Genomic DNA, 15496 nt, shown 5'->3' with positions numbered 1-15496 from the left:
CCGTTCGTGCGACCCCTGGGGCATGGATTCTATTTGAACTGACCGGTCAGTTCGGTTAGGCTTGAAGCAGATCATCCCCTGCGAAAGGCCGCTCTTGCTCTCCGTACACCAGCTCCATGTGAAGGGCCGGCGGGACGATCTGCTCCCGCCCACCTCGCTGCAGGCCGGCCGCGGCCGGCTCCTGCTGGTTTCCGGCGCCCGCCAGGATCACCGGACTGCCCTGGCCCTGGCCCTGAGCGGCCGCATGAAGCCCACCGGCGGGACCGTGGCCTGGGACGGCAGCGCCCGGCTCACGGACCTCCGCCTGGCGAGCGCCGTCGTGGACGCCCCCGGCGTCAACGATCCCGAGGAGCACCTGAGCGTCCGGGATCTCGTCACGGAAGACCTCGCGTTTATCCCGCGCCGCTACCGCGGCGCGCTGCCCGGCTCCGGATGGTTGACGGCCAACCGCTTCGAGGACATCGCCGGGCTGTGGACCGAGCAACTGCCGGCCGGCCGGCGGATCGGACTCCTCACGGCCCTCGCCCTGGCGGATCCGCGCGTCGACCTCCTCGTAGCCGACTCCCCGGACCGGCACGGCGGGGATCCCGCGGACTGGCTGCCGCGGCTGGAGGAACTGGCGTACGACGCCGACCGGCCGCTCGCCGTCGTCGCCACCGTCGCCCGCATCCCGGCGGACTGGACCGGCCCCGCCGCCGTGATCGGCAATGCCGCCCCGCCGGCCGGCGGCGGCCTTCCCCGCGAACTTACCGAACCCAACGAACTGCCCCAACCACGCCGACCGCTCGAAACTGAGGATGCCAAGTGACTGTGCTGCGGCTCGCCCGCTCCGAACTCAAGCGCCTGACCGGCGGGCTGCTGCCCAGGCTGACCATCCTGGCCCTGGCCATGGTCCCGCTGCTCTACGGCGCCGTGTACCTTTATGCCAACTGGGATCCGTACGGCAAACTGAACCAGATCGACGCGGCCCTCGTGGTCCAGGACTCGGGCGCCACCTCCGCCGACGGCACCCGGCTGGAGGCCGGCCGGAAGGTCGCCGAGAGCCTGGTGGACGGCCATGTCTTCAACTGGCAGACGGTCCCGGACCCGGCGGAAGCGGACCAGGGCGTGCGTTCCGGCAAGTACGCCTTCGCCCTGAAGATCCCCAAGGACTTCTCCGCGAACCTCGTCTCCCCCGGCAGCTTCGACGCCGCCAGCCAGGCCATGCTCAACGTCACCACCAATGACGCCAACAACTACCTCCTGGGCACCATCGTGGACAAGCTCACCACCGCCGTGCACTCCACGGTCGCCACGGAAGTCGGCGAGGAAACCGCCAACCGGCTCCTCACCGGATTCGGCACTATCCACTCCCGGATGCTGAAGGCCGCCGACGGCGCCGGACAGCTGGCCGACGGCGCCGCGACGCTGCACGACGGGACCGTGACCCTGCACCAGGGCACCGGGGAGCTAAGGAACGGCGCCGCGGAGCTCCATGACGGGCAGCTCCAGCTCCGGGACGGCGCCGCCACGCTCGGCGCCGGGGCCGGCCAGCTCAGCACCGGCCTGGCGCGGCTCACGGACAAGACGGCCACGCTGCCTGCCGACACCCAGCGCCTGGCCGACGGGGCCGCGCAGGTGGCCGCGGGCAACGCCGCCCTCAACACTGCTGTCCAGGGCCTCGCCGGCCAGCTCGCCGCCTCCGAACAGGCCGCCGGGCAGGCACGGCGCGGCCTGGTCGTGGCGTCAAACGCCCGGCTTGTCGCGGCCGGGGTCATCACTCCTGTCCAGGCGGAGGCGATCCTCGCCGACGTCGATGCCCACCCCGCCCCGGCCACATCCACGGGCTCCGCGGCCACGCTCAAGACGGCGGCGGTCCAGGTCCGGCAGTTGGCGGACGGTTCGGCAGCCGTGAGCGCCGGCGCCGCCGGCCTGGCGGGCGCCGCGCCTGCCCTGAGCGCCGCCGTCGGACAGGCCTCCGCCGGCGCCGACCAGCTCGCAGCCGGCGCCTCCGCGCTGGCCGCCGGCCAGCAGAACGCGCTGGACGGCGCCGGCAGGCTCGCCGGGGGCGCCCAGCAGCTCGACGACGGCGCGGCGCAGCTTGAGAGCGGGGCCGCCGCGGCGTCCGCGGGCGCCAGGAACCTGGCCGATGAACTCGCCAAGGGCGCCGGGGAAATCCCCAACCCCGACGATGCCCAGAAAGGCAGCCTCACCAAGGTCATGGCGGACCCTGTGTCCGTCAGCAACGTCTCGCAGGCCACCGCGGGGTCCTACGGCGCCGGGCTCGCGCCGTTCTTCCTCCCCCTGGCCCTGTGGATCGGCATCTTCATGCTGGTCCAGGCGATGCGGCCCGTCACGCAGCGGGCGCTGGCGTCCAACGCGCCGTCGTGGAAGATCGCGGCCGGAGGCTGGCTTCCGTTCCTGGCGGTCTCGGCCGTGCAGGCGAGCTTGCTCACCCTCGTGGTGGATGTGGGGCTGGGACTCGATCCTGCCCACCCCGTGCTGATGTGGTTCCTGATGCTGGCAGCGGCAATGGCGTTCAGCGCCATCATCCAAGGCGTCGTGGCACTGCTCGGAACTCCCGGAAAGCTCGTGGTGCTGATTCTGCTGGTGCTGCAGCTTGTCTCCTCCGGCGGCACGTTCCCGTGGCAGACGACGCCGGAGCCGCTCCACGTGGTGCACCGGCTCCTGCCCATGGGCCATGTGGTCAGCGGCATGCGGCACCTGATCTATGGCGCCGACCTGGCCACCATCGTGCCCACGATGCTGGGCCTCGTTGGCTACACTTTGCTGGGACTGGCAATGTCCACCCTTGCCGCCCGGAAGCGCAAGTACTGGACACTCAAGTCCCTGAAACCGGAGATCGCCGTATGAGCACGACCCCAACGGGAAGCAGCGCCGCTGCCTCCGGCGAGGCGGACAGGAAACTCCGTCCCGGCCGAACGAATGCCACCAAGCAGAAGCTCTTCGAGGCTTCCATGGTGCTGATCGGCGAGCGCGGCGCGGCGGGTGTCACGGTCGATGAGATTGCGGCCGCCGCGGGGGTTTCCAAGGGCACCGTCTATTACAACTTCGGCAGCAAATCCGACCTCATTGCCCAGCTTCTCCGTCACGGCGTGGACATCCTGCTGGGACGGCTCCTGAACGCCAGGGACGAGACCGGAGATCCCCTCACCGCGATGGAGGAGATGGTCGGCCAGGCCATCGACTTCATGGACGAGTATCCCTCCTTCGCGCGGCTGTGGGTCAGCGAGAACTGGCGGACGCCGAGCGAATGGCAGGACACCTTCACGGAGCTCCGCGGGCGGCTCCTTGCCGTGATTGGAGCCGCGATTGAGGGCGTGGAGGCCGTCTACCCCGTGGATCCGGCCGTGTCGCGGGGCAGCCTGGAAACGGCTGTGTTCGGGGCCTGCTTCGTGGTGGGCCTGGACCGCCAAACGTACAATCCCGAGCGGACCCGGGAACAGAGCGTCGCCGCAATCATGGCCTCCATGCGCGGCTACGTGGTGAAGCGGCCCCTCGTCAGGGATGATTATTCACATGCGTCACATGGGTAACAGCGGCAAGTTTGCCATCGGAGCGATGCTCGCCGCCCTGGCCCTGCTGGTACTGACAGGCATCACCCTCCACGAGACGGTGTTCATGTGGTTCCTCGCCGTCTGCGCCGCGGCCTACGTCGCGTGTGTGGCGGAGCTGCTGATCCGCCGGAGGCACAAGACCCTGGCCGCGACCGGGCTCGGCAGCATCCTCTTCATTGCCTTCGGCATCGCATTCCTGCGACAGTGGGGGCTCGCCTTCAATCCCGATCCCGATGCCTTGTCGACCCGTGTCGATGCCGATCATCCGGACCTGTATTTCTACCTCGCGGCGGTGTCCGGCGCGGCCACCCTGCTGCTGCTGTTCGCCGGCACAGTCCTGCCCGGCAGGGGCAACGGCTACGCGTCGCGCCGGCGTCCGGGCTCCCGCCCCGCTCGCCGGGGCCCGGCGAGGCGGCCCGCCTCCAACTCCGTCTCCTCCCGGGGATCCGCACCGCGGGGAGCCACTACGCGGGCATCCAGGACATCAGCAGCCGGCCCATCGGCGCCGAGGAACCCGGCCCCGGCCTCGAAGCGTCCGTCGTCGGCGACACCATCGGCAGCCAAACCCGTCGCGAAGTCACCAGCCAAACCAGCTGCCAAGTCCCCCACCCGGACGGCAGCCAGGGCCTCCGGCCGCCGCTGAGCGCGCGGTCAGAGATTCCGCGGCCGGTCGCCCCGGTTCTGATCGTCCCCCGGGTTGTGGGTGGTGCCGTCGCCGGCGGCGTTTTCCCGCGCGGTACGGTCCCGGCGCGGTTGCTCGCCGGCCGCGTCGTTGCGGGCCTCGCCGCGGGTCTGTCCTCCGCTGGTGTTGCCTTCGTCTGTTCGGGCGTCCCCGTGTTCGGCGGTGACCACGTCCGGATCCAGTTCATCGGCTTTCCGCAACTGCTCCTGTGACCCGGCCCGGGCGCTCTCGGCCTCCTGCTGGCGGCCGAGGGCTTCTTTACGCAGCCGCTGCGCGTCAACTTCAGCCTGCTGGGCGTCCGCCCCGGCGCGTGCCGCCTTCGCCTCGCCCTCCCGTGCAGTGAACTCGTCCGCCTTGGCCTTTTCCCGGATTTCCGCGGCTTTGTTCCGGTTCGCCGTCACTTTGCGCTTGCGGCTGAGGAAGATTGCTACCGCAACGATCGCCAGCACCACGACAATGCCGACGATGATCCCTACGAGCTGCCCTGAATCCACGACGATCCGCCTCTTCTCTCGGTCGAAACAACCACAGGTGTATTCAGGACCAGTAAAGCGCAGAATCGGGCGTCTGACTATGGATTCCGGCACTGGCCAGCGGCAGGAAGGCCGCTATTTGGCCCGGGGTACCTTGAACCGCGTCAGCCGGGCGTCCTGGCCATCCAGCTCAGCCCAGGGCTTTTCCGTCTCCATGACGGTCAGGGCGCTGGTGGGATACCGGGTGGCAGCATCCATGTAGGCATCATGGTTGGAATTGCGGGACGCCAGGTGCATGGCCAGGTCCTGCACTCCCGGCATGTGCGAGATCACCATGAGCGTGGTGACGGTATCCGGGACATGGTTGATGACGGTCAGCATCCGCTGCGCCGAGGCGGCGTAAAGGCCGTCCTCAAGCTTCGGCGTCGGGGCCTTGTCTCCGAGTTCGCTGCACACCCAGGTGCAGGTCTGCCGGGTGCGGAGTGCGCTGGAGCAGAGGATGAAGTCCGGTACCACGCCGTGTTTGAGCAGCCATTTGCCGGCCATCGGGGCGTCCCGGTGGCCGCGCTCTTCGAGCGGCCTGTCGTGATCCGCGACGCCGCCGGGCCAGTCGGCCTTGGCATGCCTCATGATCACCAGCCGTCTGATGTGATGCGCGCTCATGGCCCAAGCCTAGCGCCGCCGTCGCGCCGAGCACGCTTTTAGCAGCACCAACAGTTCAGTCCCGCGGAATGCCGGGCCGCGCATACGAAGGGGGACGCCAAAAGAGTGCCCTGCGTGACACCCCAGCCGCGCTAACCGGGCAGCGGAGGCACATAGTCTGCGAGTCCGGCCGCCCAACAGCGACTGTCTGCAAGGTAAGGGCGCTGCAGCGTAGCGGCACATCCCGAAAGCGCCGTTGTTGCGTGAGGAACGAGCGCAGGCGCCGAGGGATCGTGCCGCGAAAGCGAAAGCGCCCGCCCATGCAACAGGAACGGACGCTTTGCGCGAAGGTAAGGCTAGATCGAGTATTCCGGAGCGGCCCAGACGACGACCTCGGGGTGCTCGTAGAACCGGTAGCCCTGGCCGCGCACGGTACGCACGGTGTTGGCCAGGCGTCCGAGCTTGGAGCGCAGGCGGCGGATGTGGACGTCGATGGTGCGCTCGTTCGGCACCTCTTCGGCGTTGCGCCAGAGTCCTTCCAGTAGCTCGTCACGGCCCACGGTGCGGGTGCCGTTTTCGACGAGGTAGTTCAGGAGCTCGAATTCCTTGAATGTGAGGTTCAGGGATTCGCCGTCGAGGTGTACCTCACGGCGGGCGAGGTCGATCAGCACGCCGGAGGGGCGCGCGTCCTGCGGCTGCGTGCGTGCTGTCTCCGTACGCTGGCGGGGGCCGGCTGTCGGGTCACCGAAGGTGGAACGGACGACGTCGAGGGCGGAACCCGGGGCGCTGGCCGGTGCCACGGCGACGGCGGCGTAGCTTTCGGCGCCGGAGACGAGGGACTGTGCGTAGGCGCGGATCTCCTGGGCGAGCTTGGCAATGGAAGTGCCGGCAGCCGCCGCAGTATCTTCGTCGATACCCATGTACAGCACGAAGCCGCGGGCAACGTTGTCGGCCGCAGCCGGACGGTCCGCGCCGGCGGCACCGGGGGCAATCACGGGGGCGGGCGCTGTGGCCGGCGCGACGGGAACGGCGCGCAGCTGGCCGTACGAGTTGGGGTTGTAGCCCTGGGCTGCGTAGCCGGGCGCCGGGAAGCTGTTGCCAGAGCCGGCGGGGGTGAAGGCCGCGCCGCCGCCGAAGCCCTGGCGGATGCCGGAGGCCTGGCCGGCCTTGCCGGCATTACGGACGGAGATGTGGACGTATCCAGATGCAACTGACATGAATGCTTACCTCAATGTGAATGGCCGTCATCGCGGCTCGAATGCTGTTATTCCCCGCAATGAAAACTGGGGAGGGGCGCCCGACGCTGGGCTGGGGGCGAATGCCTAGAAACCTTTGGGGTGTAAAAGTTAGGCGTACATTCGACAACAGCGCATCTCGGTTACAGCGGGTGTGCTGATCCAGGAAGCTGCGGGTGCAGGTGCTGTTGAGTTCTTGTTCACAATTGAAGTGTGCATCGTAACAATGAGAACTTGCAAGTAACAAAGGGCTACAGGTTCCACATCCTGAGACAGAATGCCGAAATGTAGTGCAAGTCACAATTCGATAGGGACTGCGAAATAAGACCTATTTAATGCCTCTAAGGGGTCGAACGGGATCATCGTCGAACATTGTTCGGCGATGACCCCCGTTGTCTTCGGAATCCTTCACTGTAATGTAACTCGGCGAAACTGTCCCTGCCCGCGCAACCTCTGTCCACCGTCCACGGAGTGGTCGCGCTGCCCGGCACGGGCCTGGCTCCGGGCTGCGGACTGCGGGCTGCGGGGGATGTTTTCTCCGGCCCGGGCCCGTCAAGGCTGTGCTGACTCAGTTGGTCTGGCCGGTGGCCGCGGCCGTTGCCGCCACCACCACCGACTCGGCTGCGTAGTCAGCACCGTTCGTGACGGCCACGATCCGCACCGACGCCCCGGCGACGATGTCCGCCACGCCCAGCTGGCTGCCGGTACTGCCTCCGCCTTGCTGGCGCCTTTGTTGCTGCCTGCCCACGGCCACATCGGTGCCCAGGAGGTAACTGCGCGTGAAGCCGTCGCTGCTCTTCACGGTGACGGAACCCGGGCTGATCTCGGTCACGGTGCCGAACTGTTCGGCCTTGACGACGTAGGCGCCACCCTGCAGGACGACGTATTCGGCGTGCACGGCAGCGGTAAGCCCCCCGCCCACCCCGCCGGGCGCGAAGTTGCCGGCGCCGCCCTGGGCGGGCATGCCGCCCCCGGCAAAGCCATCCGGGGCAAGGCCGCCCGGGGCAGAGCCTTGCCCGCCGGCGCCGCCCGGGGCGAAGCCCTGGCCGCGGGGGCCGGCGGGTGCCGTTCCGGCAGCTGCCGTTCCATCAGCTGCCGCCGAACTGGACGTCAGGGCATAGACCCCGAATCCGGCACCGGCCGCGAGCACCACGGCGGCACCGGCGACGACGAGGCCGCGCTTGAGGGTCCAGGGTTTCGCGGTCGTTCCCCGTCGAGGTGCCCCCGCCCCGCCCCAGCCCTGGGCCGGCCCGGCCAAATCCTGCGGCGGTGCGCCCCAACCGGGCCCACCCCGCCCGGGCCCACCCCAATCCGGAGCCGCAGCCTGCGCCGGCGCACCCCACCCGGGCGCCGCAGCCTGCGCTGGCTGCCCGGCGCCGTGCGGTGCGTCCGCGGGACCGGTGACCGGCCAAGTCACCGGCGCGGGCGCCGCAGCGCCGTCCGGGGTGGTTTCCGGCACGGGCCCGGGCTGCTGTCCGCTCATGGCGTTCTCCTTCAATGGGGACGGAATCGAGGTCCCCATCAGGGTGCTGGGCAATCCTGTGCCTGCGCTGTGCGGCTCACCAGCCGTGGCTGTGACCTGCCGGCCGCCGGTGCACCCGCTGCCGGCTCAGCAGATGCCCAGCGGATCCACCCAGCTCGCTACGCTGGGATTCACAGGCGCTGCACAGGATCCGCAAAGCCGCACCTAACGCCCAGAACAGAGAGTTGTCCCATGGCCACTTCACACTCCATGACCAACAACCTTCCCCAGCTCACGCATCCGGACGGCTCGCCCATCCGCGCGCTGGTCGTGGACGACGAGCCCAGCCTTTCCGAGCTCATGAGCATGGGCCTGCGGATGGCAGGCTGGTCCGTGGCCGTCGCCGCCGACGGTCCCGAGGCGGTCAAGCTTGCCAAGGAGTTCCGCCCGGACGTGCTGGTGCTCGACGTCATGCTTCCCGGGTTCGACGGCGTGGAGCTGCTGGGCAGGATCCGCGCCTTCGCGCCGGAGGTGCCCGCCTTGTTCCTGACCGCCAAGGACGCCGTGCAGGACAAGATCACCGGCCTGGCCGCCGGCGGCGATGACTACGTCACCAAGCCGTTCAGCATGGAGGAAGTTTTGCTGCGCCTGCACCGGCTGGTGCAGCGCTCCGGTGTCGCCGCCATGGACACCGCGGAACTCGTCGTCGGGGACCTCGTCCTCAACGTCGACACCCGGGAAGTCACGCGGGCCGGGGAGGAGCTGCACCTCACGGCGACGCAGTTCGAGCTGCTGCGCTACCTCATGGAGAACCCCAAGCGCGTCATCAGCAAGGCCCAGATCCTGGACCGGGTCTGGGACTATGACTTCGGCGGACAGGCCAACATCGTCGAGCTGTACATTTCCTACCTGCGCAAGAAGGTCGACGCCAACCACGCGCCCATGATCCATACGGTGCGCGGGGCCGGCTATGTCCTGAAACCGGCGGAGTAGCCGGTGCCCACCCTCTCCGGCGCCAGCCGCCCCCCGGGCCGCGACTGGCGCAACCCCTCCACCTGGCATCTGCGCACCCGCCTGGTCCTCGTTGCGATGGCCCTGCTCGTGGCCATCTGCGGCGCTGTCGGACTGTTCAGCTATGCCTCCATGGATCTCTTCCTCACCCGTCAGCTCGACACCCAGCTTGACCAGGCCTCCGGCCGCGCGCGGGAATTCGGCCGTCCGGCCCCGGGCAACCCCGGCGGCGGCCGGCTGGATCCCCTCGAGGCGCGTGGCCAGGGCGTCGGCACCCTCAACGCCCGGATCCTGGGCGGCGCGGTCAGCAGCGCCGGTTTCCTTGCCGAGGACGCCACGCGGAAGGGCCTGTCCCCCGACGACGGCCATGCCCTCCTCGCCCTCACGCCCAACGGCATCCCCGTGGACCGCACACTGTCCGCCGGCGCCTACCGGCTGACCGCCGTGCAGGCACCCTACGGTGACGTGATCGTCACCGGCCTGCCGCTGGCCGACAAGCAGAACACCCTGACCTCACTGGTCTGGACCATGGTGGTGGTCTCCGCCGGCGGCCTCGTGCTGATCGGCCTCGCCGGGACCGCGCTGATCCGGCGGACCATGAAGCCGCTTGAGCAGCTGTCCGAGGTGGCCACCAAGGTGTCCCGCCTCCCGCTCGACGCCGGCGAGGTGGCACTCGCGGTGCGGGTCCCGGCGTCGGCCGCCCATCCCGGAACGGAAGTGGGCAGCGTGGGCTACGCGCTGAACCAGATGCTGGAGAACGTCTCCAGCGCGCTCGAGGCGCGGCAGGTCAGCGAGATGAAGGTGCGCCAGTTCGTGGCCGATGCCTCGCACGAGCTGCGCACCCCGCTGACCGCCATCCGCGGCTACACCGAGCTGATGCGGATGACCGAGCATTTCACGCCGGACGGGGAAAGATCCCTCGCGCGGGTGCAGAGCCAGTCCGTGCGGATGACCACCCTGGTGGAGGATCTGCTGCTGCTGGCGCGTCTGGACGAGGGCCAGCCGCTGAAGCTCAGTGACGTCGACCTCACGCAACTGGCGATCGAGAGCGTCAGCGACGAGAAGGTCATGGCCCCGGACCGCGTCTGGCAACTGGAGCTCCCGGAAGAACCGGTGACGGTGCGCGGCGATGCGACCCAGCTCCACCAGGTGCTGGCCAACCTGCTCTCGAATGCGCGCAAGCACACAGCCCCCGGGACCACCGTGGTCACCGGCGTGATGCGTTCGGCGGACGGCAGCGCCGTGCTGACGGTGACGGACAACGGCAGCGGGATCGCGCCCGAGTTTATCGGCCGGGTCTTTGCCCGCTTCGCGCGGGCAGACGCGGCACGGAAGAATCCGGCGGTCACGACGGCGGCACCCGCCAGGGCGGAGGCGGCAGTCACGGCCGGGGCGCCGGGGAGGACGGCCGCGATGTCTGCCGGCGGGACCCCTGCCGCCGCGGTCCCACCCACCGCGGTCCCGCCCACCGCCGTCTCGCCCACCGCCGAGGGGACCAGCGGGCTGGGGCTGTCCATCGTGCAATCGATCGCGGAGGCCCACGGAGGTACCGTCGAGGTCACCTCCCGGCCGGGCCGCACGGAGTTCGCCGTGCGCTTTCCGCCGGCCGCGCCGGCCGGGTAGCGGGCGCAGGCCATCGCGCCGTTTCGACGGTTGACTGCCCACTGGACGTATCGCGAGGTCGACTGGGCGCGGAACCGTCGAAACGAAAGCGTGGCGGGCGCAAGCCGACGCACCGCCGCCGTGGTTCCTGTTATCAAAATGTGACTTAAGCTCCCGGCTCCTGTACCGTTTTTAGGGTGCGGCCGCCATTGGGGCCGTATATCCGGACGGACGCCAAACTCTGCCGCTTCCCGGATTCCGCTGGACCAGGCAGAGGTGGGGGACCCAGAAGTCCCGGGCATTTGCACGCATGCGCCCTTGGGGTGAAGCCGACACGTGAGATTCCGTGCGGCCGGACTTCCCATCCGAACCCGACAGCTAACTCCGCCGGCGTTGAGAGGCGACCATGACTGAATCCAAGGTACAAACGCGCCCCGAGGGCGCCTTACCCAAATCCCGTTCCACCCACTCGCGCCACCGCGCCGAACCGGCCCGGCCCGCTTCAGCGCTGTCCCGTTTTGCCGCCGGAATCGGCTCCACCGGCCGCCGCGCTGCCGTCGTCACCGCCGCCGCCTGCGTGGTGCTGGTCGGAGTCAGCGCTGCCGTCCAGGCCTCCGACACCGCCGCCCCGAACGCGGGTACTGCGGCCTCCGAGGCGTCCCCCACGGCCGCAAATCCGCTGCCGAAGCTCAACTTCGAGAAGGCCCAGATCGCGGCGCAGCCTGCCACCGCAGCCGGAGGCAGCATCGCACCCCAGTCCGCCGAAGTGAAGCCCGCGGAAACGCCGGCACCGGCACCGGTTCCGGCTCCGGCCCCTGCACCAGAGCCGGCTCCGGCCCCTGCACCAGAGCCGGCTCCGGCCCCGGCCCCGGCTCCGGCACCCCCCGTTGCCGTCGATGACCCCGCCGGGGCGCAGGCTTACGCCGCCGCCCAGCTCCCAAGCCACGGCTGGGCCGCAGGCGAGATGCAGTGCCTGATGAAGCTCTGGACCAAGGAGTCCGACTGGAAGACCACCGCCACGAACGCCAGCAGCGGCGCCTACGGTGTGGTCCAGTCCCTGCCGGCCGAGAAGATGGCAAGCGCGGGCGCTGACTACCTGACCAGCTACCGGACCCAGATCAACTGGGGCCTGGACTACGTCAAGGACCGCTACGGCTCCCCCTGCGGCGCACTGAACTTCCACTACGCCCACAACTGGTACTAAGCCGGCAACAGCCAGCCCCTCAACCCGAGGCCCCGGATCCCCGTGATCCGGGGCCCTGGCGCTCCCGCCGGAAACTGCCACGCACGGACTTGCACAGCTTGTCCACAGCTTGGCGCTAGAGCCCTCATAAGGGCCTGCGGCAAAGTGGAGGCATGACGTTCACAGACCAGGCCGCAGGAACCCTGCCGTCGTCCGGAACGGCGGCAGGCGGGCTGGCCCTCGACGCCGGGCCGGCCACGCCCGCCGGCCCCGCCGCAGTGCCGGCCGCAGTTCCCGCCGCAGTGCTTATCGCCGGGCCGGGACCCCGGTGTTCCCCCGTCAACACGCGCACGGCCGTCCCAGTGCTGGACGTGACCATCCCGGTCTACAACGAGGAGCGGGACCTGGAAGCGTGCCTGCGCGGGCTGCATGCCCATCTGCTGGCCTCCTTCCCCCATGCCTTCCGGATCACCGTGGCGGACAACGCCAGCACCGACGGGACGCTGAAGACGGCAGAGCGCGTGGCGCGGGAACTCCGCGAGGTGACGGTGGTCCATCTGGCCGAAAAGGGCCGCGGAAACGCGCTGCGGCAGGTCTGGCTTGCGTCGCCCTCGCCGGTCCTGGCCTACATGGACGTGGACCTCTCCACCGACCTGGCGGCGCTGGCGCCTCTGCTTGCCCCGCTGATTTCCGGGCACTCGGACCTCGCCGTCGGGACGCGGCTGACGCGCAGTTCCCGCGTCGTGCGAGGTCCCAAGCGTGAATTCATCTCCCGCAGCTACAACTTCCTGCTCCACTCGTTCATGGGCGCCCACTTCAGCGATGCCCAGTGCGGTTTCAAGGCCATCCGTGCCGACGTCGCGCGGCAGCTCCTCCCGCACACGCTGGACAATGCCTGGTTCTTCGACACCGAGCTGCTGGTGCTGGCCGAAAAATGCGGACTGCGCGTCCACGAGGTGCCGGTGGACTGGACCGACGATCCCGATTCCAGCGTCGACATCGTCCAGACGGCGGTGGCCGACCTGCGCGGCATGGCGCGGCTGAGCCGCGACCTGGTCTCGGGCCGCATCCCCGTCCCGGAACTGCGCGCCGCGCTGGCCCGCGGCCCCCTCCCGGCTGCCGCCCGGGCCCAGGAACAAAGCTCCGGCGGAAGCTTGTTCGGGCAACTCGTCCGCTTCGGCAGCATCGGGGTCGCGTCCACCTTGGCGTACCTCGCGATCTTCCTGTTCTGCCGCGGCCTGATGGACCCCCAGCTCGCCAACTTCCTGGCCCTGCTGACCACGGCGGTGGCCAACACCGCCGCCAACCGGCGCTTCACGTTCGGCATCCAGGGGCGCCAGCAGGCGGCCCGCCACCACTTCGAGGGGCTGCTGGTATTCAGCATCGGCCTGGCGCTCACCGCCGGCGCCCTCGCCCTCGTGCACGGCAGCCCGGGCAGCCCCCCGGGCCCCTGGCTGGAGATCGTCACCGTGACCGCCGCGAACCTGGCCGCGACCGCGGTGAAATTCCTGCTCTTCCGGCTCGTGGTGTTCCGTTCCCGCGGCACCCGCGGCCCCCGCACGGCCTCGGCCGCCAGCAGCACCGCCGCCGCCAGCACCACCGGCACTTCCCGCTCCCGCACAGAAACGGCCCAGTAAATGACCGCCACGACCAGCACCCCCGCCGGGCCGGCCGCCGGAGCACCGGTAGGCTCCCCGGTCGCGGCCCCCTCGCCGGCTCCATCCCCCGCCCCGGCCCAATCGGCCCAGCCTGCCCGGCCCGGCCGGCGTGAACGGCTGCTCTTCGGCGCGCAGCCGCGCTGGGTCCGGCCCTCGGCAGCCCTGCTGCTGGCGCTCACGGCGGTGCTGTACCTGTGGAACCTGGAAGCCACCGGCTACGCCAACTCCTTCTACGCGGCGGCCATCCAGGCCGGCACCAAGGACTGGACCGCCCTGCTGTTCGGCTCCCTCGATGCAGGCAACGCGATCACCGTGGACAAGCCCCCGGCCTCGTTGTGGTTCCCGGCGCTGGCGGGGCGGATCTTCGGATTCTCGGCGCTGAGCATGCTCATTCCACAGGCGCTCATGGGGGTCGCCGCCGTCGGCCTCCTCTATCTGGCGGTCAGGCGCGTGTCCGGCCCGGCAGCAGGCCTGCTGGCCGGCGGCGCCCTGGCGCTGACGCCGGTGGCGGCGCTCATGTTCCGCTTCAACAACCCCGACGCCCTGCTGACCCTGTGCCTGGTGCTGGCCGGCTACCTGACCACGCGGGCCATCGAGAAGGCCGGCTGGAAATGGCTGGCCGCGGCCGGCGCCGTGATCGGGCTGGCCTTCCTGGCCAAGATGCTGCAGGGATTCCTGATCGTGCCCGGGCTGGCGCTGGCGTACCTGTGGGCCGCCCCCGCCACCCTGGGCCGGCGCCTGCTGCACCTGCTGGGCGCGGCCGCCGGGATCGCCGTCGTCGCGGGGAGCTACATCGCGCTGTTCCAGCTGACCCCGGCGTCGGCCCGTCCCTACATGGCGGGCTCCGAAAACAACAGCTTCCTGGAGCTCACCTTCGGCTACAACGGACTGGGCCGGATCACCGGTTCCGGTGGCGGCATGCCCGGCGGCGCACGGGGCGGCGGCGGCAACGTCGGCTTCGGCGGAGCAGCAGGGATCACGCGCATGTTCGGCACCAGTTTCGGCGGCGAGGTGTCCTGGCTGCTGCCCGCGGCCCTGGTCCTGCTCGGCGCCGGTCTGTGGTTCACCCGGCGCGAGGCTCGGACCTCGACGACCCGCGCGGCCCTCCTGCTGTGGGGCGGCTGGCTCGCGGTCACCGCTCTGATCTTCAGCTTCATGAGCGGCACCGTGCACCCGTACTACGCCGTGGCCCTGGCTCCGGCGGTCGCAGCCCTGGTGGGCATCGGCTCGGTGGAACTGTGGCGGGGACGGGCCTACCGGCCGGCCCGGATCGTCCTGGCCGCCACCGTGCTGGCCGGCTCGGTCTGGTCCGCGGTGCTCCTGGGCCGCGACCCGGCCTGGCTGCCCGGGCTCCGCGTGGTCGTCGTGGCGCTTGGACTCCTCGCCGCCGTGGCCCTGCTGCTGCGGGCAGACAGCCTCCCGGGCCTGCCGGCACGGTTCCGCACGGCGGCCGCGGCCGGCGTCGTGACCCTGTCGCTGCTGGCCGGCGGCCTGGGGACCGCCGCCTGGACGCTGGCGACGGCGGCGCAGCCGCACTCCGGTTCCATCCCCACCTCCGGGCCTACCGGCTCGGCGATGGGCGGCGCCCGGACCGCCGCCCGCCTCGGCGGCGCGCCCGGCGGCATGGGCCCGGGCGGTACAGGCCCGGGCGGCATGGGCGGCGAAAGCGCCTCGTCCGAGGTGACCGCGCTGCTCCGGGCCGCCGGGACGAAATGGTCCGCCATTGTCTCCGGCGCCACCCAGGCCGCGAATCTGGAACTCGCAACTGGCACCAGCGTGATCGCCCTGGGCGGCTGGAACGGCGGGGATCCCTACCCCACCCTGGCCCAGTTCCAGGGGATGGTGGACCGCGGCGAGATCGGCTACTTCATCTCCGGCGGCGGCATGGGCGGCGGCCGCGGCGGCAGCTCCGAGGTGGCAGCCTGGGTCGCGGCGAACTTCCAGGCCGAGACCGTGGGCGGCTCCACCGTCTACAGGCTCGGCGCGTAGGC

13 protein-coding genes and 1 riboswitch are annotated in these 15496 nt (G+C 70.2%); of the genes, 9 read left to right on the top strand and 4 right to left on the bottom strand.

Annotation, left to right across the window (positions count from 1 at the left end; genetic code table 11):
- Nucleotides 1-94: 94 nt before the first annotated feature.
- The 4 genes from J9611_RS07120 to J9611_RS07105 are packed head-to-tail and all read left to right on the top strand — an operon-like array spanning nucleotide 95 to nucleotide 4200.
- Nucleotides 95-808 carry an ABC transporter ATP-binding protein gene (locus J9611_RS07120; RefSeq protein ID WP_211878899.1) on the top strand — a complete coding sequence of 238 codons (714 nt, stop codon included), beginning with the start codon at nucleotides 95-97 and terminating at the stop codon, nucleotides 806-808.
- On the top strand, nucleotides 805-2853 hold the full coding sequence (locus J9611_RS07115; RefSeq protein WP_211878898.1) for a YhgE/Pip family protein: 2049 nt from the start codon (nucleotides 805-807) through the stop codon (nucleotides 2851-2853). Before J9611_RS07120 ends, J9611_RS07115 begins: the two co-directional genes overlap by 4 nt.
- Nucleotides 2850-3536, top strand: a complete 687-nt coding sequence (locus J9611_RS07110) for a TetR/AcrR family transcriptional regulator (protein ID WP_211878897.1) — start codon at nucleotides 2850-2852, stop codon at nucleotides 3534-3536. The genes J9611_RS07115 and J9611_RS07110 overlap by 4 nt, the downstream gene beginning before the upstream one ends.
- Nucleotides 3529-4200 carry a hypothetical protein gene (locus tag J9611_RS07105; RefSeq protein WP_211878895.1) on the top strand — a complete coding sequence of 224 codons (672 nt, stop codon included), beginning with the start codon at nucleotides 3529-3531 and terminating at the stop codon, nucleotides 4198-4200. The genes J9611_RS07110 and J9611_RS07105 overlap by 8 nt, the downstream gene beginning before the upstream one ends.
- Before the next feature lie 8 nt (nucleotides 4201-4208).
- On the opposite strand, the gene J9611_RS07100 is transcribed toward J9611_RS07105, so the two are convergent.
- The 4 genes from J9611_RS07100 to J9611_RS07085 form a co-directional block, all read right to left on the bottom strand.
- Nucleotides 4209-4733, bottom strand: a complete 525-nt coding sequence (locus tag J9611_RS07100) for a hypothetical protein (RefSeq protein ID WP_211878893.1) — start codon at nucleotides 4731-4733, stop codon at nucleotides 4209-4211.
- Nucleotides 4734-4847: 114 nt separating this feature from the next.
- Nucleotides 4848-5375 carry a SixA phosphatase family protein gene (locus J9611_RS07095; protein ID WP_211878891.1) on the bottom strand — a complete coding sequence of 176 codons (528 nt, stop codon included), beginning with the start codon at nucleotides 5373-5375 and terminating at the stop codon, nucleotides 4848-4850.
- 335 nt (nucleotides 5376-5710) lie between these two features.
- Nucleotides 5711-6571 (bottom strand): winged helix-turn-helix domain-containing protein, encoded by an 861-nt coding sequence (locus J9611_RS07090; protein WP_211878889.1) that lies wholly within the window; start codon nucleotides 6569-6571, stop codon nucleotides 5711-5713.
- A gap of 586 nt (nucleotides 6572-7157) precedes the next feature.
- A complete protein-coding gene (locus tag J9611_RS07085) occupies nucleotides 7158-8072 on the bottom strand; it encodes a hypothetical protein (RefSeq protein ID WP_246527486.1) in 915 nt (304 codons plus the stop codon).
- Between the two features lie 231 nt (nucleotides 8073-8303).
- Here J9611_RS07085 and J9611_RS07080 point away from each other — a divergent pair, with 231 nt between their 5' ends.
- The 5 genes from J9611_RS07080 (at nucleotide 8304) to J9611_RS07060 (ending at nucleotide 15494) form a co-directional block, all read left to right on the top strand.
- Nucleotides 8304-9044, top strand: coding sequence for a response regulator transcription factor (locus tag J9611_RS07080; protein WP_211878887.1), 741 nt, complete (start codon nucleotides 8304-8306; stop codon nucleotides 9042-9044).
- A gap of 3 nt (nucleotides 9045-9047) precedes the next feature.
- A complete protein-coding gene (locus tag J9611_RS07075; protein WP_211878885.1) occupies nucleotides 9048-10685 on the top strand; it encodes a HAMP domain-containing sensor histidine kinase in 1638 nt (545 codons plus the stop codon).
- Nucleotides 10686-10913: 228 nt separating this feature from the next.
- A riboswitch (cyclic di-AMP (ydaO/yuaA leader) is annotated at nucleotides 10914-11072 on the top strand.
- Entirely contained in the window at nucleotides 11071-11868 is a 798-nt protein-coding gene (locus J9611_RS07070; protein ID WP_211878883.1) for an aggregation-promoting factor C-terminal-like domain-containing protein, read from the top strand. Its footprint overlaps the riboswitch before it by 2 nt.
- A 152-nt stretch (nucleotides 11869-12020) precedes the next feature.
- Nucleotides 12021-13484, top strand: a complete 1464-nt coding sequence (locus J9611_RS07065; RefSeq protein WP_211878881.1) for a bifunctional glycosyltransferase family 2/GtrA family protein — start codon at nucleotides 12021-12023, stop codon at nucleotides 13482-13484.
- Nucleotides 13485-15494, top strand: a complete 2010-nt coding sequence (locus tag J9611_RS07060; protein WP_211878879.1) for a glycosyltransferase family 39 protein — start codon at nucleotides 13485-13487, stop codon at nucleotides 15492-15494.
- Nucleotides 15495-15496 lie beyond the last annotated feature (2 nt).

The sequence above is a fragment of the Pseudarthrobacter albicanus genome, assembly GCF_018224015.1.
In the GTDB taxonomy this organism is placed as follows: Bacteria; Actinomycetota; Actinomycetes; order Actinomycetales; family Micrococcaceae; genus Arthrobacter; species Arthrobacter albicanus.
Note: the sequence above shows the minus strand (reverse complement) of the source record. Positions and strands in the feature narration are given on the sequence as shown.